General features: G+C 72.0%; 20 protein-coding genes. 11 read left to right on the forward strand and 9 right to left on the reverse strand.

Features of this window, described 5'->3' with window-relative positions; genetic code table 11:
• Window positions 1-329: 329 nt before the first annotated feature.
• On the reverse strand, window positions 330-698 hold the full coding sequence (locus D9C15_RS34635; RefSeq protein ID WP_375138834.1) for a DUF6968 family protein: 369 nt from the start codon (window positions 696-698) through the stop codon (window positions 330-332).
• A gap of 95 nt (window positions 699-793) precedes the next feature.
• The gene (locus D9C15_RS31690) at window positions 794-1,162 is read right to left on the reverse strand and encodes a hypothetical protein (RefSeq protein ID WP_128003475.1); all 369 of its coding nucleotides are present in this window, start codon (window positions 1,160-1,162) and stop codon (window positions 794-796) included.
• Between the two features lie 144 nt (window positions 1,163-1,306).
• Between D9C15_RS31690 and D9C15_RS31695 the strand changes: the two genes are divergently transcribed.
• Genes D9C15_RS31695 through D9C15_RS31720 form a run of 6 tightly spaced genes read left to right on the forward strand, consistent with a single transcriptional unit; the run spans window position 1,307 to window position 9,635 of the window.
• Complete coding sequence (locus D9C15_RS31695) at window positions 1,307-2,563, forward strand: integron integrase (protein WP_128003476.1); 1,257 nt, start codon at window positions 1,307-1,309, stop codon at window positions 2,561-2,563.
• Complete coding sequence (locus D9C15_RS31700) at window positions 2,533-5,724, forward strand: error-prone DNA polymerase (protein ID WP_445669286.1); 3,192 nt, start codon at window positions 2,533-2,535, stop codon at window positions 5,722-5,724. The genes D9C15_RS31695 and D9C15_RS31700 overlap by 31 nt, the downstream gene beginning before the upstream one ends.
• Window positions 5,725-5,764: 40 nt before the next feature.
• Window positions 5,765-6,547 carry a peroxide stress protein YaaA gene (gene yaaA / locus D9C15_RS31705; protein WP_128003477.1) on the forward strand — a complete coding sequence of 261 codons (783 nt, stop codon included), beginning with the start codon at window positions 5,765-5,767 and terminating at the stop codon, window positions 6,545-6,547.
• A complete protein-coding gene (locus D9C15_RS31710) occupies window positions 6,544-7,704 on the forward strand; it encodes an MFS transporter (protein WP_128003478.1) in 1,161 nt (386 codons plus the stop codon). Before yaaA ends, D9C15_RS31710 begins: the two co-directional genes overlap by 4 nt.
• Before the next feature lie 45 nt (window positions 7,705-7,749).
• The gene (locus tag D9C15_RS31715) at window positions 7,750-8,607 is read left to right on the forward strand and encodes a 2OG-Fe(II) oxygenase (protein WP_128003479.1); all 858 of its coding nucleotides are present in this window, start codon (window positions 7,750-7,752) and stop codon (window positions 8,605-8,607) included.
• On the forward strand, window positions 8,604-9,635 hold the full coding sequence (locus D9C15_RS31720) for a CaiB/BaiF CoA transferase family protein (protein WP_128003480.1): 1,032 nt from the start codon (window positions 8,604-8,606) through the stop codon (window positions 9,633-9,635). The genes D9C15_RS31715 and D9C15_RS31720 overlap by 4 nt, the downstream gene beginning before the upstream one ends.
• Before the next feature lie 16 nt (window positions 9,636-9,651).
• On the opposite strand, the gene D9C15_RS31725 is transcribed toward D9C15_RS31720, so the two are convergent.
• A complete protein-coding gene (locus tag D9C15_RS31725; RefSeq protein ID WP_128003481.1) occupies window positions 9,652-10,128 on the reverse strand; it encodes a hemerythrin domain-containing protein in 477 nt (158 codons plus the stop codon).
• Window positions 10,129-10,234: 106 nt separating this feature from the next.
• On the opposite strand from D9C15_RS31725, the gene ppk2 reads away from it, so the two are divergent.
• Window positions 10,235-11,395, forward strand: a complete 1,161-nt coding sequence (ppk2, locus tag D9C15_RS31730; RefSeq protein WP_128003482.1) for a polyphosphate kinase 2 — start codon at window positions 10,235-10,237, stop codon at window positions 11,393-11,395.
• Window positions 11,396-11,404: 9 nt separating this feature from the next.
• On the opposite strand, the gene D9C15_RS31735 is transcribed toward ppk2, so the two are convergent.
• From D9C15_RS31735 to D9C15_RS31750, 4 genes are all read right to left on the reverse strand, one after another.
• Window positions 11,405-12,019, reverse strand: coding sequence for an RluA family pseudouridine synthase (locus D9C15_RS31735; protein ID WP_128003483.1), 615 nt, complete (start codon window positions 12,017-12,019; stop codon window positions 11,405-11,407).
• Entirely contained in the window at window positions 12,016-13,254 is a 1,239-nt protein-coding gene (locus D9C15_RS31740; RefSeq protein WP_128003484.1) for an MFS transporter, read from the reverse strand. Before D9C15_RS31740 ends, D9C15_RS31735 begins: the two co-directional genes overlap by 4 nt.
• Before the next feature lie 7 nt (window positions 13,255-13,261).
• On the reverse strand, window positions 13,262-14,722 hold the full coding sequence (locus D9C15_RS31745; protein WP_128003485.1) for a DEAD/DEAH box helicase: 1,461 nt from the start codon (window positions 14,720-14,722) through the stop codon (window positions 13,262-13,264).
• Between the two features lie 159 nt (window positions 14,723-14,881).
• Window positions 14,882-16,033, reverse strand: a complete 1,152-nt coding sequence (locus D9C15_RS31750) for an MFS transporter (RefSeq protein WP_128003498.1) — start codon at window positions 16,031-16,033, stop codon at window positions 14,882-14,884.
• Window positions 16,034-16,141: 108 nt separating this feature from the next.
• Between D9C15_RS31750 and D9C15_RS31755 the strand changes: the two genes are divergently transcribed.
• From D9C15_RS31755 to ettA, 3 genes are all read left to right on the forward strand, one after another.
• A complete protein-coding gene (locus tag D9C15_RS31755; protein ID WP_128003486.1) occupies window positions 16,142-17,623 on the forward strand; it encodes a PAS domain-containing sensor histidine kinase in 1,482 nt (493 codons plus the stop codon).
• A gap of 149 nt (window positions 17,624-17,772) precedes the next feature.
• A complete protein-coding gene (locus D9C15_RS33630; RefSeq protein ID WP_164886948.1) occupies window positions 17,773-18,591 on the forward strand; it encodes a response regulator in 819 nt (272 codons plus the stop codon).
• A gap of 79 nt (window positions 18,592-18,670) precedes the next feature.
• Window positions 18,671-20,335, forward strand: coding sequence for an energy-dependent translational throttle protein EttA (ettA, locus tag D9C15_RS31765; RefSeq protein WP_128003487.1), 1,665 nt, complete (start codon window positions 18,671-18,673; stop codon window positions 20,333-20,335).
• Window positions 20,336-20,348: 13 nt separating this feature from the next.
• Here ettA and D9C15_RS31770 read toward each other — a convergent pair whose 3' ends face one another.
• Both D9C15_RS31770 and D9C15_RS31775 read right to left on the reverse strand, forming a co-directional pair.
• The gene (locus D9C15_RS31770; protein WP_128003488.1) at window positions 20,349-20,549 is read right to left on the reverse strand and encodes a putative motility protein; all 201 of its coding nucleotides are present in this window, start codon (window positions 20,547-20,549) and stop codon (window positions 20,349-20,351) included.
• A gap of 121 nt (window positions 20,550-20,670) precedes the next feature.
• Window positions 20,671-21,048, reverse strand: a complete 378-nt coding sequence (locus D9C15_RS31775) for a cupin domain-containing protein (protein WP_128003489.1) — start codon at window positions 21,046-21,048, stop codon at window positions 20,671-20,673.
• Window positions 21,049-21,163: 115 nt separating this feature from the next.
• Here D9C15_RS31775 and D9C15_RS31780 point away from each other — a divergent pair, with 115 nt between their 5' ends.
• Window positions 21,164-22,060 carry a LysR family transcriptional regulator gene (locus tag D9C15_RS31780; RefSeq protein ID WP_128003490.1) on the forward strand — a complete coding sequence of 299 codons (897 nt, stop codon included), beginning with the start codon at window positions 21,164-21,166 and terminating at the stop codon, window positions 22,058-22,060.
• The last annotated feature ends 13 nt before the right edge of the window (window positions 22,061-22,073 follow it).

Below are 22,073 nucleotides of genomic sequence, written 5' to 3' on the forward strand. Positions count from 1 at the left end.
GACAAGCGGATGCGAAGACTGCTGTCGCTTGCCTCGACGGACGAAACTTCGGAGTCGGCAAACGAGAGGGCGAGTGTCACGAGAAGGTGGCTGTGCGGCCTAACGTTTGAGCTGAGGGGCCGACGCCGGGATGGCACTTGGCCCGCGAGGCGGATGATGACAGCGAGCGCCTCGCGGGCCAAGTGCCATGCCGGTGGAGGTCCCGCTCCAGCGAAGGGTTAGGCGTCAGTCTCCGGGCTGCGCACTGGACGCGCAGAGTGCATGAGCTTGGAACTGCATGGGAGTCGAGGTTTGGTTGCGGCGCGCAATTGAGTGACTCTGTGCGGGCGCTACACGACAAGCACAAGCGTCTTGTCTGGTACCACGTCACCGAAAGCGTGACTGACGGCAGGAAGATCTAGGTTTCTGCTCCCGTGTTGCGTCAATCGCCCTTGTTTCCACTCGTTGGAGGCGTACAGAAGGGAAGCCGCATTCACGGTCGCCAGTAGCACTGCCTGGACTGCATCGGCGCCTACCGCGTAGCGGAGCACTGGGTACTGAAGACCGGCGATGCGGAAGAAGCACCGAAAGGAACCTGAGCCCGGTTCGCGTACTGGCGCTGAGAACGCGAGCATGACTGGGCGGCTACTAGTGCCGATCTCGTTGGCGAGATCGTAGGTGCGCTTCGCAATGACGCGACGGAGGGCAGTGCGTGGCATCTGGCGCCTAACGTGCTTTCGACAGCACACAACGGTAGTCGATTCTGACCGCAGGTGGGCAGACCTGACCCAGGGCGTCCGGATCTGCCGCCCTTTCACTCGCGGATTCTTTTCCGCAGGCCGAGCGCCATGGCGGTCGCGCGGCGAAGGCGCCAGACCTTGGCGATGGGGTCCCAGCGGCCTCCGGCCGCCGCCACGCGCTGGCGCAGCGCGTGCGCGTCGAACGGCAGCACCACGGCGACGGTCGGGCTCGGGCGCAGTTGCAGGCGCGCGGCCGAGATGACCACCTCCACCGTGGTGAGCCGCACGCGGCCGCTGGGGTCGAGGCGATGGCGAATGCACACCAGTTGTTCGCCGTAGACATCGGCCAGCGCCTTCGCGCCGCGCGCTTCGGGAGCGATCGTCTTGATCACCCGCAGCTTGCTGCCGGCGACGGCCGGACGCGGGTCGCGCTCGTGGTGCAAGGCCAGGGAGTCGTCGGCATCGGGCCGCGGCGTCTGCGGCGCGCGTGGGAGCGGGCGGGGCGACTTCGATGACATGGGTGCTTGAGGTGGGCGCGAGAAAGCTGTATATATATACAGTATCACTTCAGCCCAAGGCCGTCCACGATGGAAGCTCCCCCTGCCGGCCCGGTGACGGGCCCGCGCCCCGCGCGTCTGCTCGATCTGCTGCGCATGCAGATCCGCTACATGCACTACAGCCTGCGCACCGAGCAGGCCTACGTGCACTGGGTGCGGGCCTACATCCGCTACCACGGCTTGCGCCACCCGGCGGAGCTGTCCGGCGCCGAGGTCGAGGCCTTCCTCACCTGGCTGGCCACCGAGCGCCAGGTCGCGCCGGCCACCCACAAGCAGGCGCTCTCGGCGCTGCTGTTCCTCTACCAGAAGGTGCTGCACCAGCGCATGCCGTGGATGGACGAGATCGGTCGCCCGCAGCGTCAGGCGCGCCTGCCGGTGGTGCTCTCGCACGACGAGGTGGCGCGCGTGCTGGCCGGGCTGGCGCACCTGCCCGTGCTCCACCTCTTCGGCCAGCTGCTCTACGGCACCGGCCTGCGCATCATGGAAGCGCTGCGCCTGCGCGTGAAGGACCTCGATTTCGACCGCCGCGCGATCGTCGTGCGCGAGGGCAAGGGCGGCAAGGACCGGGTCGTGATGCTGCCCGCGGCGCTCGAGGCCCCGCTGCGCCGCCAGCTCGCGCAGGTCCATGCCCTCTGGGAGGCGGATCGCGCGGCGGGCGTGCCCGGGGTGCAGGTGCCCTTCGCGCTCGAGCGCAAGTACCCGCGCGCGGCCGAGTCCTGGGCCTGGTTCTGGGTCTTCCCGCAGCTCACCTTGTCGATCGATCCGCGCAGCCGTCCGCTGGGCCGCGCGGCCGGCGCCGACGACGCCGCGCCGCCCACGCCGCGTCGCCACCACCTCTCCGACCAGACCTTCCAGCGTGCCTTCCGCCAGGCGCTGCAGCAGGCCGGCATCCACAAGCAGGCCACGCCGCACACGCTGCGCCATTCCTTCGCGACGCACCTGCTGCAGTCGGGCTACGACATCCGCACCGTGCAGGAACTGCTCGGCCATGCCGACGTCAGCACGACGATGATCTACACGCACGTGCTCAAGCTCGGCGGCGGCGCGGTGCGCAGCCCGCTGGACCAGCTCTCGCCCGGCGCCGCGATGCCGCCCGGCGCGGCGTTCTCCTGGCCGCCGTACCCGGGCCCCGCCAACCCGGGCCGCTTCGCCCGTGAACCCGACCCGCCGTGTTACCTGTCACCCCCGACCGGCCCGACGCGCCCGCCGTCGCCGAGCGTCCGCGCCGTCCCCGCGGCCTGCCGGCCTACGCCGAGCTGCACTGCCGAAGCAATTTCAGCTTCCTGACCGGGGCCTCGCAGCCCGGCGAGCTGGTGCTGCGTGCCGCGCAGCTGGGCTATGCCGCGCTCGCGATCACCGACGAAGGCTCGCTCGCCGGGGTCGTGCGCGCGCACCTCGCGCTCGAGGAGGAGCGCGAGCGCTGCCGCCAGCAGGAGCTGCCGCCGCCGACGCTGCGCCTCATCATCGGCGCGGAGATGCGGCTCGTGCCCGCGCCGGGTGACGGCGCGTCCGCCCCCGCGCCGGCCCACCCGCTGGCCGCGGCGCGCCTCGTGCTGCTGGCCCGGTCGCGGCGCGGCTACGGCAACCTGTCGCACTGGATCACGGTCGCACGCCGGCGCGCGCCCAAGGGTGAGTACCTGGCGCACGCGGGTGATCTCGAAGGCGGCGTGCCCAGCGCCCCCTTCCTCGCCGGCCTGCCGGGCTGCCTCGCGCTGCTGGTGCCGGACGCCTCGCAACCGTTCGAGACCCTGCTCGCCCAGGCGCGCTGGCTCAAGACCTGGTTCGAAGATGGCGAGCGCTGCGCGATCGCGCTCGAGCTGCTGCTGCGCCCGGGCGACGACCGGCTGCGCGCCGACGTGCGCCGCGTCGCCGCGCTGACCGGCCTGCGCATCGTTGCCGCCGGCGACGTGCTGATGCACGTGCGCTCGCGCAAGCCGCTGCAGGACATGCTCACCGCCACGCGGCTGAACCAGCCCGTGGCCGAGTGCGGCGCCGTGCTCGCGTCCAACGCCGAGCAGCACCTGCGTGCCCGCACCCGCCTCGCGCTGCTGTACGAACCGGAGTGGTTGCAGAACGCAGTGGCGCTGGCCGCGTCGTGCACGTTCTCGCTGGCGGAGCTGCGCTACGAGTACCCGCGCGAGCTGGTGCCCGAGGGCCACACGCCCACCTCCTGGCTGCGCCAGCTCACCTACGAACGCGTGCCGCGGCGTTTCCCGGACGGCCTGCCCGAGGAGTTCGAGCGCCAGATCGAGAACGAGCTGGCGCTGATCCACCAGCTCGGCTACGAACCCTACTTCCTCACCGTGGCCGACATCGTGCGCTGGGCGCGCGAGGAGCGGGGCATCCTGTGCCAGGGCCGCGGCAGCGCGGCCAACTCGCTGGTGTGCTACTGCCTGGGCATCACCGAGGTCGATCCGCGCCAGGCCACGCTGCTGTTCGGCCGCTTCATCAGCGCCGAGCGGCGCGAGCCGCCCGACATCGACGTCGACTTCGAGCACCAGCGCCGCGAGGAGGTGATCCAGTACATCTACCGCAAGTACGGCCGGCACCGCGCCGCGCTCACCGCGGTGGTCATCAGCTACCGGCCGCGCAGCGCGCTGCGCGACGTGGGCCGCGCACTCGGCATCGACGAGCAGCGCGTGGCCGCGGTCGCCAAGGGCCACCACTGGTTCGACGAACGCGGCGTCAGTGCCGAGCGGCTGCGCGAGAACGGCTTCGATCCCGAGGCGCCGCTGGTGCGCCAGTGGGTCGAGCTGACGCGCGAGCTCATCGGCTTTCCGCGCCACCTGTCGCAGCACCCCGGCGGCTTCGTGATCGCGCGCGACCAGATCGAGCAGCTCGTGCCGGTCGAGAACGCCAGCATGGAAGGCCGCAGCGTCGTGCAGTGGGACAAGGACGACCTCGACGCGCTCGGGCTGATCAAGGTCGACATCCTGGCGCTCGGCATGCTCAGCGCGCTGCGGCGGGCGCTGATCGACATCGGCCGCAAGAAGGGCCGCGAGTTCCGCATGCAGGACATCCCGCGGGAGGATCCGCAGACCTACGACATGATCTGCGCCGCCGACACGGTGGGTGTGTTCCAGATCGAGAGCCGCGCGCAGATGAGCATGCTGCCGCGCCTGCGGCCGCGTTGCTACTACGACCTGGTGGTCGAGGTGGCGATCGTGCGGCCCGGGCCGATCCAGGGCGGCATGGTGCATCCGTACCTGAAGAACCGCGGCAAGCCGGACGAGGAGCTCGACTACCCCGCCGCGCTGCGGCCCGCGCTCGCGCGCACCAAGGGCGTGCCGATCTTCCAGGAGCAGGTGATGCAGATCGCCATCCTCGCGGCCGACTTCACGCCCGGCGAGGCCGACGCGCTGCGCCGCGCGATGGCGGCCTGGAAGCGCAAGGGCGGGCTCGGGCCGTTCCATCAGAAGCTCGTCGGCCGCATGGTCGACAAGGGTTACGAGCGCGAGTATGCGGAGCGCATCTTCCGCCAGATCGAGGGCTTCGGCGAATACGGCTTCCCGGAGAGCCATGCCGCCGGCTTCGCCCAGCTGGTCTATGCCAGCTGCTGGATCAAGCGGCACCACCCGGACGCCTTCCTCGCTGCGCTGCTCAACAGCCAGCCGCTGGGCTTCTACGCGCCGGCGCAGCTGGTGCGCGACGCAAGGGCGCATGGCGTCGAGGTGCGGCCGGTGGAGGCGGCGGTCAGCGACTGGGAATGCACGCTCGAGGGCGAGGGGGAGGGCTTGCGCCCCGTTCGACTGGGCCTGAACCGCATCGACGGCTTCGCCGAGGAGGCCGGGCGGCGCCTCGTGCAGGCGCGCGCCGAGCGGCCGTTCGACGGCGTCGAGGACATGGCGCGCCGCGCCACGCTGAACGCGCACGACCTGCACGTGCTGGCGCGTGCCGATGCGCTGCGCTCGCTGGCCGGTCACCGCCACCAGGCCGCCTGGGCCGTGGCCGGGGTCGACACGCGGCCCACCGCCTTGCTGCGCGAGACCCGCGTGCACGAGGGGCAGGCGCCGCTGCTGGCCGCGCCGAGCGAGGTCGACGCGATGCTGGCCGACTACCGCGCGCTCGGCCTCACGCTCGGCCGCCATCCGCTCGCGCTGCTGCGCCAGGAACTCGCCGCCTTCAAGGTGCAGAGCGCCGCGGTGCTGAAGGACTATCCGCACGGCCGCCTGGCGCGTGCCTGCGGCCTGGTCACGCACCGCCAGCGGCCCGAGACGGCCAAGGGCACGATCTTCGTCACGCTGGAGGACGAGAGCGGCGCGGTCAACGTGATCGTCTGGCCGACGGTCGCGCAGGCCCAGCACCGGCCGCTGGTCGGCGCGCGGCTGCTGACGGTCTACGGCCGCTGGCAGCGCGAGGGCGAGGTCGCGCACCTGGTGGCGCTCAAGCTGGTCGACCACACGCCGCTGCTGCAGGGGCTGGTGGCGCGCAGCCGCGACTTCCGCTGAGCCGCCGGGCGATCGAGGCGGGGCGGCACAATCGCGCGCCATGCTGTATCTGCTCTCCCCCGCCAAGACGCTCGACTACGACACGCCGGTGCCGGCGGACATCCTCGCCGAGGCCACGCGGCCGCAATACGTCGACCGTGCCGCCGAACTGATCGGGCTGCTGCGGCCGCAGACCCCGGCGCAGGTGGCCGCGCTGATGGACCTGTCGGACCCGCTCGCCACGCTGAATTTCGCGCGCTACGCGGCCTGGCGGCCGCGCCACACCGAGCACAACAGCAAGCCCGCGGTGCTCGCCTTCGACGGCGACGTCTACGACGGCCTGCAGGCGAAGACGCTCTCGCTGGCCGACCTGCGCTGGGCGCAGCAGCACCTCGTCATCCTCTCGGGCCTGTACGGGTTGCTGCGCCCGCTCGACCGGCTGCAGCCCTACCGGCTCGAGATGGGCACCGCGCTGCGCAACCCGGCCGGGCGCGACCTGTACGCGTACTGGGGCGACATGCTGGCCGCGCACCTGAACCGGCTGCAGCGCGGCCAGCGCGCGCCGGTGGTGGTCAACCTCGCCTCGCAGGAGTACAGCCGCGCGGCGCTGCGCCCGGCACTGAAGGCCCGCGTGGTCGAGTGCGTGTTCGAGGACTGGAAACCCGGCGGCTGGCAGATCGTCTCGTTCTTCGCCAAGCGCGCGCGCGGCGCGATGGCGCGCCATGCGATCCTCAACCGCATCGACTCGCCCGAGGCGCTCGCCGGCTTCGACGCCGAGGGCTATGCCTTCGACGCCGGCGTGTCCACGCCCGATCGACTCGTGTTCCGGCGCCGCGCCGCATGAACAAGCCGGGGCACATCCTCCCGGTCATCGCGCTGTCGCAGTTCGCCGGCACCTCGCTGTGGTTCGCCATCAACGCCGTGATGGCCGACCTGCAGCGCGAGGCCGGCCTGCCGGCCGAGGCGGTGGGCTGGCTCACCTCGGCGGTGCAGCTCGGCTTCATCGCCGGCACCTTCGCCTTCGCGCTGCTGTCGATCGCCGACCGCTTCTCGCCACGCCTGGTGTTCCTGGCCAGCTCGCTGGCCGGTGCCGCCATCGCCGCGGCCACGGCGCTGCTGCCGCCGCGCCTGGACACGCTGCTCGCGCTGCGTTTCGCCACCGGCATCGCGCTGGCCGGCATCTACCCGGTGGGCATGAAGATCGCGGCCGGCTGGTACGACCGCGGGCTCGGCTGGGCGCTGGGCATGCTGGTGGGGGCGCTGGCCCTGGGCACCTCGCTGCCGTTCGCGCTGCGTGCGCTCGGCACGCAGTGGGACTGGCAGGCCGTGATGCTCGCGGTGGCCGGCGTGGCCGCGGCCGGCGGACTGGCGATGGCGCTGGGGGTGCCCGACGGCCCGCACCTCGCGCCGGCGGCGCGCATCACGCCGCGGGCGCTGGCGGTGATCTGGCAGGACCGCAAGGTGCGCGCCTCGGCCTTCGGCTACTTCGGCCACATGGGCGAGCTGTACGCCTTCTTCGTGCTGCTGCCGCTGATCGTGGCGCAGCGCTGGGCCGGCGCGGCCGTGTCGTGGTGGGTGTTCGGTGCCATCGCGGTCGGCTTCGTCTCCTGCGCCGGCGGCGGGCTGCTCGCCGCGCGCCTGGGCGGCGCGCGCGTGGCCGGCGCGATGCTGGCCGGCAGCGGCCTGTGCGGCCTGCTCGCGCCCTGGATGCTCGAGGCGCCCACGCCGCTGTGGGTGGCCTGGCTGCTGTTGTGGGGCGCCACGGCGGTGGGCGATTCGCCGCAGTTCTCGGCCCTGACCGCCGCCAATGCGCCGCGCGCGATGGTGGGCAGCGTGCTGACCTTCGTGAACGCGATCGGCTTCTCGATCACCACGGCGACCATCGTGCTGTTCGTCGACCTGGCGCATGCACTGCCGCTGGCGCAGGTGCTGCCCTGGCTGGCCGTCGGGCCGGCGATCGGGCTGGTCTTCCTCGCGCCGCTGTGGCGCGCGGGGCGCTGACATCGAGCAACAATCCGGGCCTGGTGCTGCGGCAGAATTTGCGCCATGAGTGCTCAAGCGATCACCCCCGAACTGCGCCAATGGATCATCGAGCAGGCGCGTGCCGGCGTTCAGCCGGAGGCCGTGCTCGCGTCGATGAAGACCAGCGGCTGGCAGGAAGACGTGGCGATCGCGGCGCTGGAGGACACCCTGCGCGGCTTCCTCGACGATCGCGCCCAGGCCAACCGGCTGCCGGACCCGGTGCCGGTGCCCGAGCCCTTGCCGGCCGCCGGGGGCATGCCCTCGAAGCTCTGGGCCGGCGACCGCGAGGTCGACGTCGTGCTGGCGATGCGCAACCCGCGCGTGGTGGTGTTCGGCAACTTCATGACCCACGCCGAGTGCGACGAGCTGATGGAACTGGCCGGACGGCGCCTGGCGCGGTCCGAGACCGTGAAGACCGACACCGGCGCCAGCGAGGTGAACGCGGCGCGCACCAGCGACGGCATGTTCTTCGAGCGCGGCGAGAACCCGCTGTGCCAGCGCATCGAGGCGCGCATCGCGGCGCTGGTGAACTGGCCGGTGGAGAACGGCGAGGGCATCCAGATCCTGCGCTACCGGCCCGGCGCCGAGTACAAGCCGCACTACGACTACTTCGACCCGGCCCAGCCCGGCACGCCCACCATCCTCAAGCGCGGCGGCCAGCGCGTCGGCACGCTGGTGATGTACCTGAACACGCCCAAGGTCGGCGGCGGCACCACCTTCCCGGACGTGCACCTGGAAGTCGCCCCGGTCAAGGGCCATGCGGTGTTCTTCAGCTACGACCGCGCCCACCCCAGTTCGCGCACGCTGCACGGCGGCGCGCCGGTGGTGGAGGGCGAGAAGTGGGTCGCGACGAAGTGGATGCGTGAGGGAGTGTTTCGTTGAGTGACCCGTTGCCCCTCGAGGGCATCCGGGTGCTCGACCTGACCCGACTCCTGCCCGGGCCGCTGGCGACAAGGCACCTGGCCGAACTCGGCGCCGAGGTGCTGAAGATCGAGGGTCCGCTCGCCGAGGGCCAGGGCGACGGCCTGCGCGAGATCGGCCGCGGCGACGACGACATCGCGGCGCAGCGCCCGAGCCATGCATTTCGCGCAATGAATGCCGGCAAGACCTTGCTGGAGATCGACCTGCGCTCGAGCGCCGGCCGCGAGCGCTTCCTCGCGCTGGCGCGCGAGGCCGACCTGGTGATCGAGGGCTTCCGCCCCGGCGTGATGGACCGGCTCGGCCTCGGCTGGGAAGCGCTGCAGGCGCTGAATCCGAAGCTCGTGATGTGCGCCATCAGCGGCTACGGCCAGCGCGGGCCCTGGGCGCAGCGTGCCGGCCACGACATCAACTACATCGCGATGGCCGGCGTGCTCGAGCAGATCGCCACGACGCATGGCGAGCCGGCGCTGCCGAACTTCCAGATCGGCGACCTGATGGGCGGCACGCAGGCGGCGCTCGAGGGCGTGCTCGCCGCGCTGCTGGCCGCGCAGCGCAGCGGCCGCGGCCGCTTCGTCGACGTCTCGATGACGCACCAAGTATGGCGCCACCATGTGCTGGCACGCAGCGCGCTCGAGTCGACCGGCCGCATGCCCGAGCCGGGGCGCGACCTGCTGTCCGGCGGCGCCCCGTGTTACGGCGTCTACCGCTGCATGGACGGGCGGCTGCTGGCCGTCGGCGCGCTCGAGCTGAAGTTCTGGCGCGCGCTGTGCGAGGCCATCGGCCGGCCGCAGTGGGCCGCGCAGCACTGGACCCTCGGCCAGCGGCCCGGCAGCGCCGCGGCGATGGCGCTGCGCTCGGAGCTCGCCGAACTGTTCGGCACGCGGACGATGGCCGACTGGGCCGCGCTGCTGGAGCCGGTCGACGCCTGCGTCACGCCGGTGCTGCGGCTGGACGAACTGCCCGCGCACCCGCTCTACGAGCCGCGCTGATCTGCCGCGCAGACTCCTAGGAACAGGACAACGAGCCGCAGCCGGTGATCTCGCTGCGCGGCAGGGCGTCGGGGCGCGCGACCTGGCCGGTGGCCGGGTCGTGGCCGACGCTGCGCAGGTGCAGCGCGAGGCCCGCGTCCATGCTCTGCGCATGCTGCGGGAACCACTGCGCCAGCTCGCCGGCGATCAGGCGCAGCAGCGGCAGGTCGCCGGCGGCGGCACGCGTGGCGCCTTCGCGCATCACCTGCAGCACCACCTGGTGCTGCACGGCGTGGCAGTTGCCGCTGGCATAGCCTGTCTCGCGCATCCAGCGGTCTTCCTGGCCGAAATGCTCGACCGTGTGGGCCACCAGCGTGTTCCAGCGGGTTGTCAGGTCGGTGTCGTCGGCTGCCTGCACCGCGGCCAGCAGGTCGACGAATTCGCGGTGGGTGTCGTCCATCTGCGGCAGCTCGAGCTGCAGCGCCTCGGACCATTCCAGGGTCGGTGCGTTCATGCGGGCAGGCTAGGGGGCCCGGCAGGCCACCGGGTTGCGACAGGTCAACCGGTCCGGTCTTGACGCGACGCAGGATGACGGTTTTGTGACCGACCGAGCATCGATCATGGCCCGCAATCCGGACACCGCCCGTTCCCAGACCTCCAACCCCCCGCCGGCGCGCCGTCCGGCGCGCCGCCTGCGCCGCGTCGGCGAGGGCGACGTGGTCGAGGCCCCCGACGCGCGCGCGCTCGGCGCCGCGGTGGTCGACGAGGCGGTGAAGGCCAAGCAGGCGGCCGAGGTGGCGGCCCTGCAGGACATCCTGAAGCGCGACGGTGCCGAGGCCGCCGGCGCGCACCTGCGCGCCATCCTCGAGGGCGCGGCGCCCGACGATGCCGCGGTGCTGCGGCGCGCGCTGCTGGAAGGCATCGACGCGGTGGCGGGCCAGCGCAGCGTCAAGCGCGACGAAGAGCTGGCCGAGGACTGGCGCCGCGGCGGCTACCCCTACAGGTACCTGATGTCGCGCAAGAACTACGAGGCGCAGAAGTACCTGCTGCAGGTCGAGCTGCTCAAGCTGCAGGCCTGGGTGAAAGAGACGCGCCAGCGCGTGGTGATCCTGTTCGAGGGGCGCGATGCGGCCGGCAAGGGCGGCACGATCAAGCGCTTCATGGAGCACCTGAACCCGCGCGGCGCGCGCGTGGTCGCGCTCGAGAAGCCGAGCGAGATCGAACGCGGCCAGTGGTACTTCCAGCGCTACGTGGAGCACCTGCCCACGGCCGGCGAGATCGTGCTGTTCGACCGCAGCTGGTACAACCGCGCCGGCGTCGAGCGCGTGATGGGCTTCTGCAGCGACGCCGAGTACCAGGAGTTCATGCGCCAGTGCCCGGACTTCGAGCGTCACCTGGTGCGCAGCGGGCTGCACCTGATCAAGTTCTGGTTCTCGGTCAGCCGCAAGGAGCAGCGCCGCCGCTTCAAGGAGCGCGAGGCGCACCCGCTCAAGCAGTGGAAGCTCAGCCCGATCGACATGGCCTCGCTCGACAAGTGGGACGACTACACCAAGGCCAAGGAGGGCATGTTCTTCGAGACCGACACGGCCGATGCGCCGTGGACCGTGATCAAGAGCGACTGCAAGAAGCGCGCGCGCCTGAACGCGATGCGCTACGTGCTGCACAAGCTGCCCTACACGCTGAAGGACGTGGACCAGATCGGCGCGCTCGACCCGCTGCTCGTGGGCCGCGCCCACGTGGTCTACGAACGCGGGGAGCGCTCCAGCGGAGCCCTGATCTGACTCGGAGGTTCAGAACGGCACCGCGCTGCTGAACACCTGCGGCGTGCCCGCGCGCGGGTGCATGAAGGCGAGCGTGTGCGCGTGCAGCGCCAGGCGCGGCATCAGCGCCTCGACCGCTGGCGGCGCGTAGAGCGCGTCGCCCAGCAGCGGATGGCCGAGCGCGGCCAGGTGCACGCGCAGCTGGTGCGAACGGCCGGTCAGTGGTGTCAGCTCGACGCGCGTTTGCTCCGCATGGCGTTCGAGCACGCGCCAGCGCGTCAGTGCGGGCTTGCCGTGGACCCGGTCCACCCTCTGGCGCGGGCGTGCGGGCCAGTCGGCGATCAGCGGCAGGTCGATCTCGCCTTGGTCCTCGGCGATGCGGCCGGCGGCCAGCGCCACGTAGGTCTTGCCGACGCGGCGCTGCTCGAACGCGAGGTTAAGCCCGCGCTGAGCGTCCGGCGTGCGCGCGAACACCACCAGGCCCGAGGTGCCCATGTCGATGCGGTGCACGACGAGGGCCTCGGGGAACGTCGCCTGCACGCGGGTCCAGAGGCAGTCGTGCAGCTCGACCGGGCGGCCCGGCACGGTCGGCAGGCCGGCCGGCTTGTCGGCGACCAGCAGGTCGTCGTCGACATGCAGGATCATGGTCGTGCCTCGACCAGTGCGTCGCGCCGGGCGAGCGCCGGGAACAGGCGGAACCACAGCGCCGCGATGGCGATCGAGCCCAGCCCGCCCAGCACCACCGAGCCCACCGGCCCGAGCAGCGCCGCGGTGGCGCCGGACTCGAACTCGCCGAGCTGGTTCGAGGCGCCGATGAACACCGAGTTGACCGCGCTGACGCGGCCGCGCATCTCGTCGGGTGTCTCGAGCTGCACCAGGGTCTGGCGGATCACGACGCTGACCATGTCGGCCGCGCCGCTCACGGCCAGCAGCCCGATCGACAGCGCCAACGAGGTGGAGAGCGCGAAGCCGAAGGTGGCCGCGCCGTAGACCGCCACCGCGCCGAGCAGCAGCCGCCCGGCACGGCGGCGCACCGGCCAGCGCGACAGCAGCAGCGACATCCACAGCGCACCGGCCGCCGGCGCCCCGCGCAGCAGCCCGAGGCCCCAGGGGCCGACCTGAAGGATGTCCTTGGCGAACATCGGCAGCAGCGCGGTCGCGCCGCCCAGCAGCACCGCGAACAGGTCCAGCGAGATCGCGCCCAGCACCACCGGCCGACCGGCGACGAAACGCACGCCGGCCAGCAGTGAATCGAGCGTCATGGCCTGCGGGCCGCGCGGCGCGTGGTGGTAGCGCACCGCGAGCGCGAGTGCGGCGGCCAGGCCGAACAGCGCGGTGCAACTGGCGTAGACCGCGGCCGCGCCGGCCACGTAGACGAAGCCGCCGAGTGCCGGCCCGGCGATGATCGCGCCCTGCGTGCCGGCCGAGCTGAAGGCGAGCGCACGCGGCAGCACCGCGGCGGGCACCAGCAGCGGCGTGATGGCCTGCTGGGCCGGCATCTGGAACGCGCGCACCACGCCGAGCACGACCGACAGGCCGAGCAGCAGGCCGCGCCCGGCCCAGCCCTGGGTGCTGGCCAGCACCAGCACCAGTGCCACCGCCGCCTGCGTGCCGAAGCACAGCGCGAGGATGCGCGCGCGGTGGAAACGGTCCACCACATGGCCGGCCACCAGCACCAGCAGCAGCGCCGGGGCGAACTGCAGCAGGCCGACGAGGCCCAGGTCCCAGGCGCTGCCGGTCAGGTCGTAGAGCTGCCAGCCCACGGCCACCATCAGCATCTGGTTGCCTGCGGTGCCCACCAGGCGCGCGAACCAGACGCGCACGAAGGCGCCGAACTGCCACAGCGGCGCGTCCGCGCCCGCCGCGATGGCCGTGCTCATCGCCTCCTCAGCGCGGCTTGGGCTGGGTCAGGCGCGGCTGGGGCTTGGGGCCGTCGCGGCGCGGCTCCGGGCGCGCGTTGCCGCCGCCGGCCGGCCGGCCATGCGCATGGGCCGGCACGTGGCCGCCATGGGTCGTGGCCGGTCGCGCGGCGGGCGCCGCACTGCGCGGCTCGTGGCGCGGACGGTCGCCGCCGCGGCCGCGATCACCACCGCCCCCGCCGCGCGGTGCGTTCTGCTGCGGCTGGTGGTGGCGCCGGCCGCCGCGGCCCGCACCTTCACCGATCACCATGCGGCCGAGCACGATCGGCTCGGGCTTCTCGTGCGCGGGCGGCTCGAAGCCGGGCACGATCTCCTTCGGGATCTCGCGCTTGATCAGCTTCTCGATGTCGCGCAGGAAGCCGTTCTCGTCCACGCACACCAGCGACACCGCCTCGCCCTGCGCGCCGGCGCGGCCGGTGCGGCCGATGCGGTGCACGTAGTCTTCCGGCACGTTGGGCAGCTCGTAGTTGACGACGTGCGGCAGCTGGTCGATGTCGATGCCGCGCGCGGCGATGTCGGTGGCCACGAGCACCTGCAGCGAGCCGCTCTTGAAGTCCGCCAGCGCCTTGGTGCGTGCGCTCTGGCTCTTGTTGCCGTGGATCGCCATCGCGGTGATGCCCTGCTTGAGCAGGTACTCCACCAGCCGGTTGGCGCCGTGTTTCATGCGCGTGAAGACGAGCACCTGGTGCCAGTCGTTCGAGGAGATCAGGTGCGCGAGCAGTTCCTTCTTCATCTCGCGGCCCACCGGGTGCACCTTCTGCGCGATGGTGTCGGCGGTCTGGTTGCGGCGGGCGACCTCGATCAGCGCCGGCTTGTTGAGCAGCCGGTCGGCCAGGGCCTTGATCTCGTCGCTGAAGGTGGCGGAGAAGAGCAGGCTCTGCTTCTTCTGCGGCACGATGGCCAGCACCTTCTTGATGTCGTGGATGAAGCCCATGTCGAGCATGCGGTCGGCCTCGTCGAGCACGAACACCTCGACGTGGCTCAGGTCGAGCGTGCGCTGGCCGTGGTGGTCGAGCAGGCGGCCGGGCGTGGCGACGAGGATGTCGATGCCGCGGCGCAGCTTGTCGATCTGCGGCTGCATGCCGACGCCGCCGAACATCACCATGCTGGTCAGGCCGCTGTAGCGGCCGTAGTCGCGCACGCTTTCCTCCACCTGGGCGGCGAGCTCGCGCGTGGGCGTCAGGATCAGCGCGCGGATCGGGATGCGGCTGCGCGGGTCGCGCGCCACGGGAGACTTCATCAGGCGCTGCAGCAGCGGCAGCACGAAGCCGGCGGTCTTGCCGGTTCCGGTCTGCGCGCCGGCCATCAGGTCGCCGCCTTGCAGCACGACGGGAATCGCCTGGGCCTGGATCGGCGTCGGCGTGGTGTAACCCTGTTCGCGAATGGCACGCAGCAGGGGCTCGGCAAGGCCGAGGGTGTCGAAGGACATCGGGTTTCTTGGAAGGTCGGCCTGTCGCCGCGGATCGGGCGCCAGTCGCAGGCAGAAGGGGCGGCGGGCGGGGAGCCCGGGTCGGAACGACGTCAGCACGCAGTGACTGGAGGCTGGGCTGATGGCCCGCATTGTACCGGGCGCCCGACGACCTCGCCGTCAGGCGGGTTGCGTGCGGCGTGCGGTACTGCCGCCCAGGCGCAGCGCCAGCCAGCCCGCCACCGCGAACGGCACGCCGACCCAGGCCAGCCGGTCGAAGCCCACCAGCAGCGAGGCCGGGCCGCCGATGGCCGCGCCCAGCGCGGTGCCGAAGTACAGCATCGAGGTGTTCAGCGACAGCAGCATCGGCGCCTGCGCCGCATCCAGCGCCGCCAGGCGCGACTGCTGCGGCGCCATCATGCCGAAGCCAGCCACGCCCCAGGCCAGGAACACGGCCAGCATGGCCGGGTAGGAGCCGCGTGTCAGGGGCACCAGCGCCATCATCGCGGCCAGCACGGCGAGTTGCACCGTCAGCGAGCTGCGCGCACCGAAGTGGTCGTTGGCCCAGCCGCCCACCAGCGTGCCCACCACCCCGGCCACCCCGAACAGCGCCAGCGTGACCGAGAGCCGCTCGGTGCTCATCGGCTGCAGTGCCTGCAGCACCGGCCCGATGTACGAGAAGACGACGAAGATCGCGGTGAAGTACAGCAGCGTCAGCAGCAGCGCCCACAGCACCTCGCGCCGCGCGAGCAGGCCGCCCAGGCCCTGGAAGCGCGCGCCCGGCGCGTCGATGTGGCGCGGCACCAGCAGCGCCAGCAGCGCGGCACTGGCGGCCGCGATCGCCGCCACCGCGCCCACCGGCACCGCCCAGCCGTGGCGGAAACCCAGCCACGCACCGAGCGGCACGCCGACCACGTAGCTCAGGCTGATGCCGAGGAACACCAGCGACAGCGCACGCCCGCGCCGCGCCGGCTCCACCAGCGCCACGGCCAGCCCGGCAGCCACCGGCGTGAACATCGCGCCCACACCCATCAGCACGCGCCCGGCCAGCAGCAGCACGAGGCTGTCGGCCAGCGCGCACAGCAGGTTGCCGAGCGCGAACACCGCCAGCCCGGCCACCAGCGCGCGCCGCCGCGGCCACTGCCCGGTAAGCACCAGCGCCAGCGGCGCGAGCACGGCGGTGGACAGCGCATAAGCGGTCATCGCCTGTCCGGCGGCGGCCGGCGGCACGCGCAGGTCCGTGGCAATCGGCGCGATCAGCCCGCCGATGACAAATGCGCCGGTGCCGATCACCAGATTGCACAGCGAGAGCAGGATCAGCAGGCGCGGCATCGGGGACACGCTAACAGAATCCCTGAGCGGCCGCCGGAACCGGCCCATGCGGCTTGCCCGGCTCGTGGCCGGACGGTACATTGATCCGAGTCAAGTACCGGATCTGCGATGGAATTCGACTTCGCCAACTTGGCCGCGGCCCAGTCTCCGGTGGCCCTGGTGGCCACCACCCCCGACGGTGTGGTGCAGTGGTGGAACCCGGCGGCCGAGCGGCTGTTCGGCTATGCGGCCGACGAGGCGCTCGGGCGCAGCCTGCGGGCCCTGATCGTGCCGCCCGAGCAGGCCGAGGACGACGCCGCGCTGCAGCGCGAGGCCCTGGCCGGCGGTGGCGAGCGGCACGAGGTGCTGCGCCGGCGCAAGGATGGCGTGCCGATCTACGTCGACACCCGGCTGCACCCGCTGCGCGGCCACGACGGCCGGCCGGCTGGCCTGCTCGGCCACCTGTCCGACGCGACTCGCCACCGCGCGCAACGGGATGCCGACATGGTGCAGGCGCGCTTCGGCGGCGTGCTCGAACATGCGCCGGATGCCGTGGTGATCGTCAACGGCACCGGCCGCATCGTGCTGTTCAACGAGCAGGCACGCACCCTGTTCGGCCACCGCAGCGAGGCGGTGATCGGCGAGCCGATCGAGTGCCTGCTGCCGCCGCGCCTGCGCGGGCCGCACCTGGCGCAGCGCATGGGCTACCTCGTGGCGCCGCGAATGCGGCCGATGGGCGAGGGCCGCGAACTGCACGGGCTGCGCGCCGACGGCGTGGAGTTCCCGGTCGAGATCAGCCTGAGCCCGATCGATTCGCCCGGCGGGCGCCTGGTGATGAGCGCGATCCGCGACATCAGCGAGCGTCGCCGCTTCGAGCGCACGCTGCAGGAGAAGAACCTCGAACTCGAGCGCGCCAGCCGCGCCAAGGACCGTTTCCTCGCCACCATGAGCCACGAGCTGCGCACGCCGCTGAACGCGGTGATCGGCTTCACCGGCCTGCTGCTGATGAAATTGCCGGGCCCGCTGACGCCCGAGCAGGAGAAGCAGCTCAAGCTCGTGCAGGCCAGCGGCAAGCACCTGCTGTCGCTGATCAACGACCTGCTGGACCTGGCACGCATCGAGTCCGGCAAGGTCGAGCTGCACCGCGAGCCGGTGGCCTGCGCCGCGCTGCTCGACGAGGTGCTGCAGACCCTGCGCCCGGCCGCGCAGGCCAAGGGGCTGCGCCTGGAGGCCGGCCCGGTGGACGGCAGGCTCGAGCTGAACACCGACCGGCGCGCGCTGCAGCAGGTGCTGATCAACCTGGCCAACAACGCCGTCAAGTTCACCGTCGTGGGCAGCGTCACGCTGTCGGTGACGCGGGTGAACGAGGGCGATGCGGCGCAGGTCGAGTTCGGCGTCGCCGACACCGGCATCGGCATCAGCGCGGAGGACTGCGCGCGCCTGTTCCAGGCCTTCGCGCAGGTGGGCGACCCGCGCCGGCGCCAGGGCGAGGGCACCGGCCTCGGCCTGCACCTGTCGCACCGGCTGGCCGAGCTGATGGGCGGCCGCATCCTCGTCGAAAGCGAACCGGGCGTCGGCAGCCGCTTCGCGCTGCGCCTGCCGGAGGCGTGAAATGTGGCCCCCAAGCTCGCTTTCGCTCGCTACCCCCCGAGGGGGCCGTCCGCCAGCGGCCCGGCGGAGCCGGTTCCGCGGCGGGAAGCTGGGTCTGGCCTTTGTGCTTCGTGCGTCGGGGGTGGCGATAGCCGCCGTGGAAAACTGACATGGCGCGCATCCTGGTGATCGAGGACCACCCGACCAACCTGGAGCTGATGAGCTACCTGCTGCAGGCCTGGGGCCACGAGGTCGACACGGCCATCGACGGCCTGCAGGGCCTGGAACGGGCCAGCGCACAGCTGCCCGACCTGGTGGTGTGCGACATCGGCCTGCCCGGCATGGATGGTTACGAGGTGGCACGCCGGCTCAAGGCCGAGCCGGCCACGGCGCGTGTGCCGCTGGTGGCGGTGACCGCCTATGCGATGGTGGGCGACCAGGAGAAGGCCTTGCGTGCCGGCTTCGATTCCCATGTGCCCAAGCCGATCGAGCCGGTGGCGCTGATGGCGGCGCTGGCACCGTTCCTGAGTGCGCCCGGCTCGGTGCCGTCGCCGGCGCCGGCGACGGGCGCGCCGCCCGCACCGGCAAAGATGCCCGTGCACCTGTGTGCACCGCGGCCCGGCCTGACCCTGCTGCTGGTGGACGACACCGCGGCCAACCTCGACTTCAAGCTCGGCCTGCTCGAACCGGCCGGCTACGCGGTGCACACCGCGGCCGGCGGCCACGAGGCGCTGGCCATCCTGCAGCGCCAGCGCGTCGACCTGGTCGTCTCCGACGTGATGATGGACCGCGGCAGCGGCTTCGACCTGCTCGCCGCGGTACGCAGCAGCCCGACACTGCACGCGCTGCCCTTCGTGTTCCTGACCGCCACCGCGCGCGACGAGGCCTCGCGCCAGCGTGGCCTGGCGCTCGGTGCCGACGACTACCTGCTGCGCCCGATCGAGCCCGAAGTCCTGCTGGCGGCGTTGCGATTGCACCTGGGCGGCTGAGGCGCGTCTTCGCGCTTGCGGATAATCCGCGTTTCGGCGCCTCCCTGGCGCCCCGAGACCCCCGCGAAAGAGAACCTCGATGGCCCAGTACGTCTACACCATGAACCGCGTCGGCAAGATCGTGCCGCCGAAGCGGCAGATCCTGAAGGACATCAGCCTGTCCTTCTTCCCCGGCGCCAAGATCGGCGTGCTGGGCGTGAACGGCAGCGGCAAGAGCACGCTGCTGAAGATCATGGCCGGCATCGACAAGGAGATCGAGGGCGAGGCCGTGCCGATGCCGGGCCTGTCGATCGGCTACCTGCCGCAGGAGCCGCAGCTCGACCCGGAGCAGAACGTGCGCGAGGCGGTCGAGCAGGGCATCGGCGGCGTGATGGCGGCGAAGAAGCGGCTCGACGAGGTCTATGCCGCCTACGCCGAGCCCGACGCCGACTTCGACAAGCTCGCCGCCGAGCAGGCCGAGCTGGAAGCCGTGATCGCCGCGGCCGGCAGCGAGAACACCGAGCACCAGCTCGAGATCGCCGCCGACGCGCTGCGCCTGCCGCCCTGGGACGCCAAGATCGGCGTGCTCTCCGGCGGCGAGAAGCGCCGCGTCGCGCTGTGCCGGCTGCTGCTGTCCAAGCCCGACATGCTGCTGCTGGACGAGCCGACCAACCACCTCGACGCCGAGTCGGTCGAGTGGCTGGAGCACTTCCTGCAGCGCTTCCCGGGCACCGTGGTGGCGATCACCCACGACCGCTACTTCCTCGACAACGCGGCCGAGTGGATTCTCGAGCTCGACCGCGGCATGGGCATCCCCTACAAGGGCAACTACTCCGACTGGCTGGACCAGAAGGAGAAGCGCCTGGAGGTCGAGCAGAAGAAGGAGGACGCGCGCATCAAGGCGATGAAGGAGGAGCTGAAGTGGGTGCGCTCCAACGCCAAGGGGCGCCAGACCAAGAGCAAGGCGCGCCTGGCGCGCTTCGAGGAGCTCTCCGACGTCGACTACCAGCGCCGCAACGAGACCAACGAGATCTTCATCCCGGTGGCCGAGCGCCTGGGCAATGACGTGATCGAGTTCAGGAACGTCTCGAAGAGCTTCGGCGACCGGCTGCTGATCGACAACCTGAGCTTCCAGGTGCCGGCCGGCGCGATCGTCGGCATCATCGGACCGAACGGCGCCGGCAAGTCGACGCTGTTCCGCATGCTCGAAGGCAAGGAGCAGCCGGATTCGGGCGAGGTGCACATCGGCCAGACCGCCAAGCTGGCCTTCGTCGACCAGTCGCGCCAGAGCCTGGCCAACGACAAGACGGTGTGGGAAGACGTGTCGGGCGGCCTGGACAACATCGTCGTCGGCCAGTTCGTGATGCCCTCGCGCGCCTACCTCGGCCGCTTCAACTTCAAGGGCAACGACCAGCAGAAGCTGGTCGGCCAGCTCTCCGGCGGCGAGCGCGGCCGGCTGCACCTGGCCAAGACGCTGGCGCGCGGCGGCAACGTGCTGCTGCTGGACGAGCCCTCCAACGACCTGGACGTCGAGACGCTGCGCGCGCTGGAGGAGGCGCTGCTCGAGTTCGCCGGCTCGGCGCTCGTGATCAGCCACGACCGCTGGTTCCTGGACCGCATCTGCACCCACATCCTGGCCGCCGAGGGCGACAGCCAGTGGGTGTTCTTCAACGGCAACTACCAGGAGTACGAGGCGGACAAGAAGCGCCGCCTCGGCGAGGAAGGCGCGCGGCCGCACCGGCTGCGCTTCAAGGCGCTGAAGTGAGCCGCGGCGCGGTTCAGGCGTAGGTGTTCACGCGGGTGCCGAGCGCACCCGAGGTGGCCAGCGCCGGCTGCGGCAGGCTCTGGACCAGCTGCACCGCGCCGGCGACCTGGGTGTCGAGGGCCTTCTTCAGCACCAGCACCGAGGCCGTGCCCTGCACGCTGGCCAGGTTGGCGTTGGAGGCGGCGTTCACGGCGGCAGGGCTGGCGGAGGACATCGGGGCCTCGTGGGGCGATCGGATCGATGTCGGTGTCATCGGCCGGGGAGCGCCGGTCTTGAGCCCGCAAGTGCGTCCGGTTGTTGCCGGCGCAAGGGGCCGATCGGCCCGCCCCAGGCGCTCAGCTGCGCCACGGCAGCGCCAGCAGCGTGCCGTCGGGCAGCTGCACGTCCACCGGCGTGGCGCCGAACACCGCGGTGACCAGCAGCGGCACCTCGCCGACGCTGACGATCTGGTGCAGCTCGCCGCGCGGGATGGTCACCGTGTCGCCGGCGCCGAAGTGGTGCACCGCGTCACCGACGTGCAGCTCGCCGCGGCCGGCGCTGCACAGCACGAGCTCGTCGCAGCCGTGGCGGTGCGGCGGCGTCGCGCCGCCGGGCGCGATCGACTGGTGCCACAGGCTCAGCTGCGACAGCCCTTCGGCGCCGGCGGCCCAGGTGGCGTGGCGGATGCCCGGCAGCGGCGTGGCCTCGGGCGCGGTCTGGGGGTGGACGTACATGGCGGGTCTCCGTCGAGTCGGTGGCGCCAGTCTGCCGGTGCGAGCGGCGGCGGAGAAGCATCGGCAACGCCGTAACATTGACGACATTTCGTCGGCAATCACGCGGAGCCCCCTCATGAACGGCCTGCAGTCCTATGTCGCCTTCGCGGAGACCGCGAAGCACGGCAGCTTCGCCGCCGCCGCGCGCGAGCTCGGCAGCGCGCCCTCGACGCTCGCCAAGGCCGTGCAGCGGCTCGAGACGGCGCTGGGCGTCAAGCTGTTCCACCGCACCACGCGCCAGGTCAACCTGAGCGCCGACGGGGAGCGCCTGTTCCAGCGCTGCCAGCGCATCCTGGCCGAGGTGGAGGACCTGCAGGCCGAGGCGGCCGGCACGCGCGCGGCGCCCAGCGGCCGGCTGCGCGTCGACGCGCCGATCGTGTACGGCCGCCGTGTCGTGCTGCCGCTGCTGGCCGAGCTGGTGCGCGTCCATCCCGGCCTGCAGCTCGACCTGCGCCTGCAGGATGGTTATGCCGACCTCGTCAAGGAGGGCGTGGACCTCGCGGTACGCGTCGGCGCGCTGCGCGATTCGGCGCTCGTCGCGCGGCGCATCGGCAGCCAGGCGATGGTGCTGTGCGCCAGCCCGGCCTACCTCGCGCGGCGCGGCGCGCCGCGCACCATCGAGCAGCTCGCCGGCCACGACGCGGTCGTGTTCCGGCTCCCGGCCAGCGGACGGGCGCGGCCCTGGCAGTTCCGCCGCCGCGGCCGGCCGGTCGAGCTGGTCCCGCCGGCGCGTGTGCAGATCAGCGACGGCGAGGGCCTGGTCGCCGCGGTCGCGCTGGGCCTGGGCCTGGCGCAGCTGCCCGAGTACATGGTCGACCGCGAGATCGCGCGCGGCGAGCTGGTCGAGCTGCTGCCGCGCTGCCGGCCGCTGCCGCTGCCGATCAGCGCGGTGATGCCTCCCGGGCGCCTGGTGCCGGCGCGTGTGCGCGTGCTGCTCGATGCCCTCGCGGCGCTCGGCCGGCGCTCCGGCTGAACCCGCCCCCGCG

This window comes from Piscinibacter defluvii, from assembly GCF_004011805.1.
Lineage (GTDB): Bacteria > Pseudomonadota > Gammaproteobacteria > Burkholderiales > Burkholderiaceae_C > Piscinibacter > Piscinibacter defluvii.

Bases quoted from the DNA above. Each gene is read 5' to 3' on its own strand.
- D9C15_RS34635 (WP_375138834.1), bottom strand. From the start codon at position 698: ATGCCACGCACTGCCCTCCGTCGCGTCATTGCGAAGCGCACCTACGAT.
- D9C15_RS31695 (WP_128003476.1), top strand. From the start codon at position 1,307: ATGGAAGCTCCCCCTGCCGGCCCGGTGACGGGCCCGCGCCCCGCGCGT.
- yaaA (WP_128003477.1), top strand. From the start codon at position 5,765: ATGCTGTATCTGCTCTCCCCCGCCAAGACGCTCGACTACGACACGCCG.
- D9C15_RS31710 (WP_128003478.1), top strand. From the start codon at position 6,544: ATGAACAAGCCGGGGCACATCCTCCCGGTCATCGCGCTGTCGCAGTTC.
- D9C15_RS31715 (WP_128003479.1), top strand. From the start codon at position 7,750: ATGAGTGCTCAAGCGATCACCCCCGAACTGCGCCAATGGATCATCGAG.
- D9C15_RS31725 (WP_128003481.1), bottom strand. From the start codon at position 10,128: ATGAACGCACCGACCCTGGAATGGTCCGAGGCGCTGCAGCTCGAGCTG.
- ppk2 (WP_128003482.1), top strand. From the start codon at position 10,235: ATGGCCCGCAATCCGGACACCGCCCGTTCCCAGACCTCCAACCCCCCG.
- D9C15_RS31735 (WP_128003483.1), bottom strand. From the start codon at position 12,019: ATGATCCTGCATGTCGACGACGACCTGCTGGTCGCCGACAAGCCGGCC.
- D9C15_RS31740 (WP_128003484.1), bottom strand. From the start codon at position 13,254: ATGAGCACGGCCATCGCGGCGGGCGCGGACGCGCCGCTGTGGCAGTTC.
- D9C15_RS31745 (WP_128003485.1), bottom strand. From the start codon at position 14,722: ATGTCCTTCGACACCCTCGGCCTTGCCGAGCCCCTGCTGCGTGCCATT.
- D9C15_RS31750 (WP_128003498.1), bottom strand. From the start codon at position 16,033: ATGCCGCGCCTGCTGATCCTGCTCTCGCTGTGCAATCTGGTGATCGGC.
- D9C15_RS31755 (WP_128003486.1), top strand. From the start codon at position 16,142: ATGGAATTCGACTTCGCCAACTTGGCCGCGGCCCAGTCTCCGGTGGCC.
- D9C15_RS33630 (WP_164886948.1), top strand. From the start codon at position 17,773: ATGGCGCGCATCCTGGTGATCGAGGACCACCCGACCAACCTGGAGCTG.
- ettA (WP_128003487.1), top strand. From the start codon at position 18,671: ATGGCCCAGTACGTCTACACCATGAACCGCGTCGGCAAGATCGTGCCG.
- D9C15_RS31770 (WP_128003488.1), bottom strand. From the start codon at position 20,549: ATGTCCTCCGCCAGCCCTGCCGCCGTGAACGCCGCCTCCAACGCCAAC.
- D9C15_RS31775 (WP_128003489.1), bottom strand. From the start codon at position 21,048: ATGTACGTCCACCCCCAGACCGCGCCCGAGGCCACGCCGCTGCCGGGC.
- D9C15_RS31780 (WP_128003490.1), top strand. From the start codon at position 21,164: ATGAACGGCCTGCAGTCCTATGTCGCCTTCGCGGAGACCGCGAAGCAC.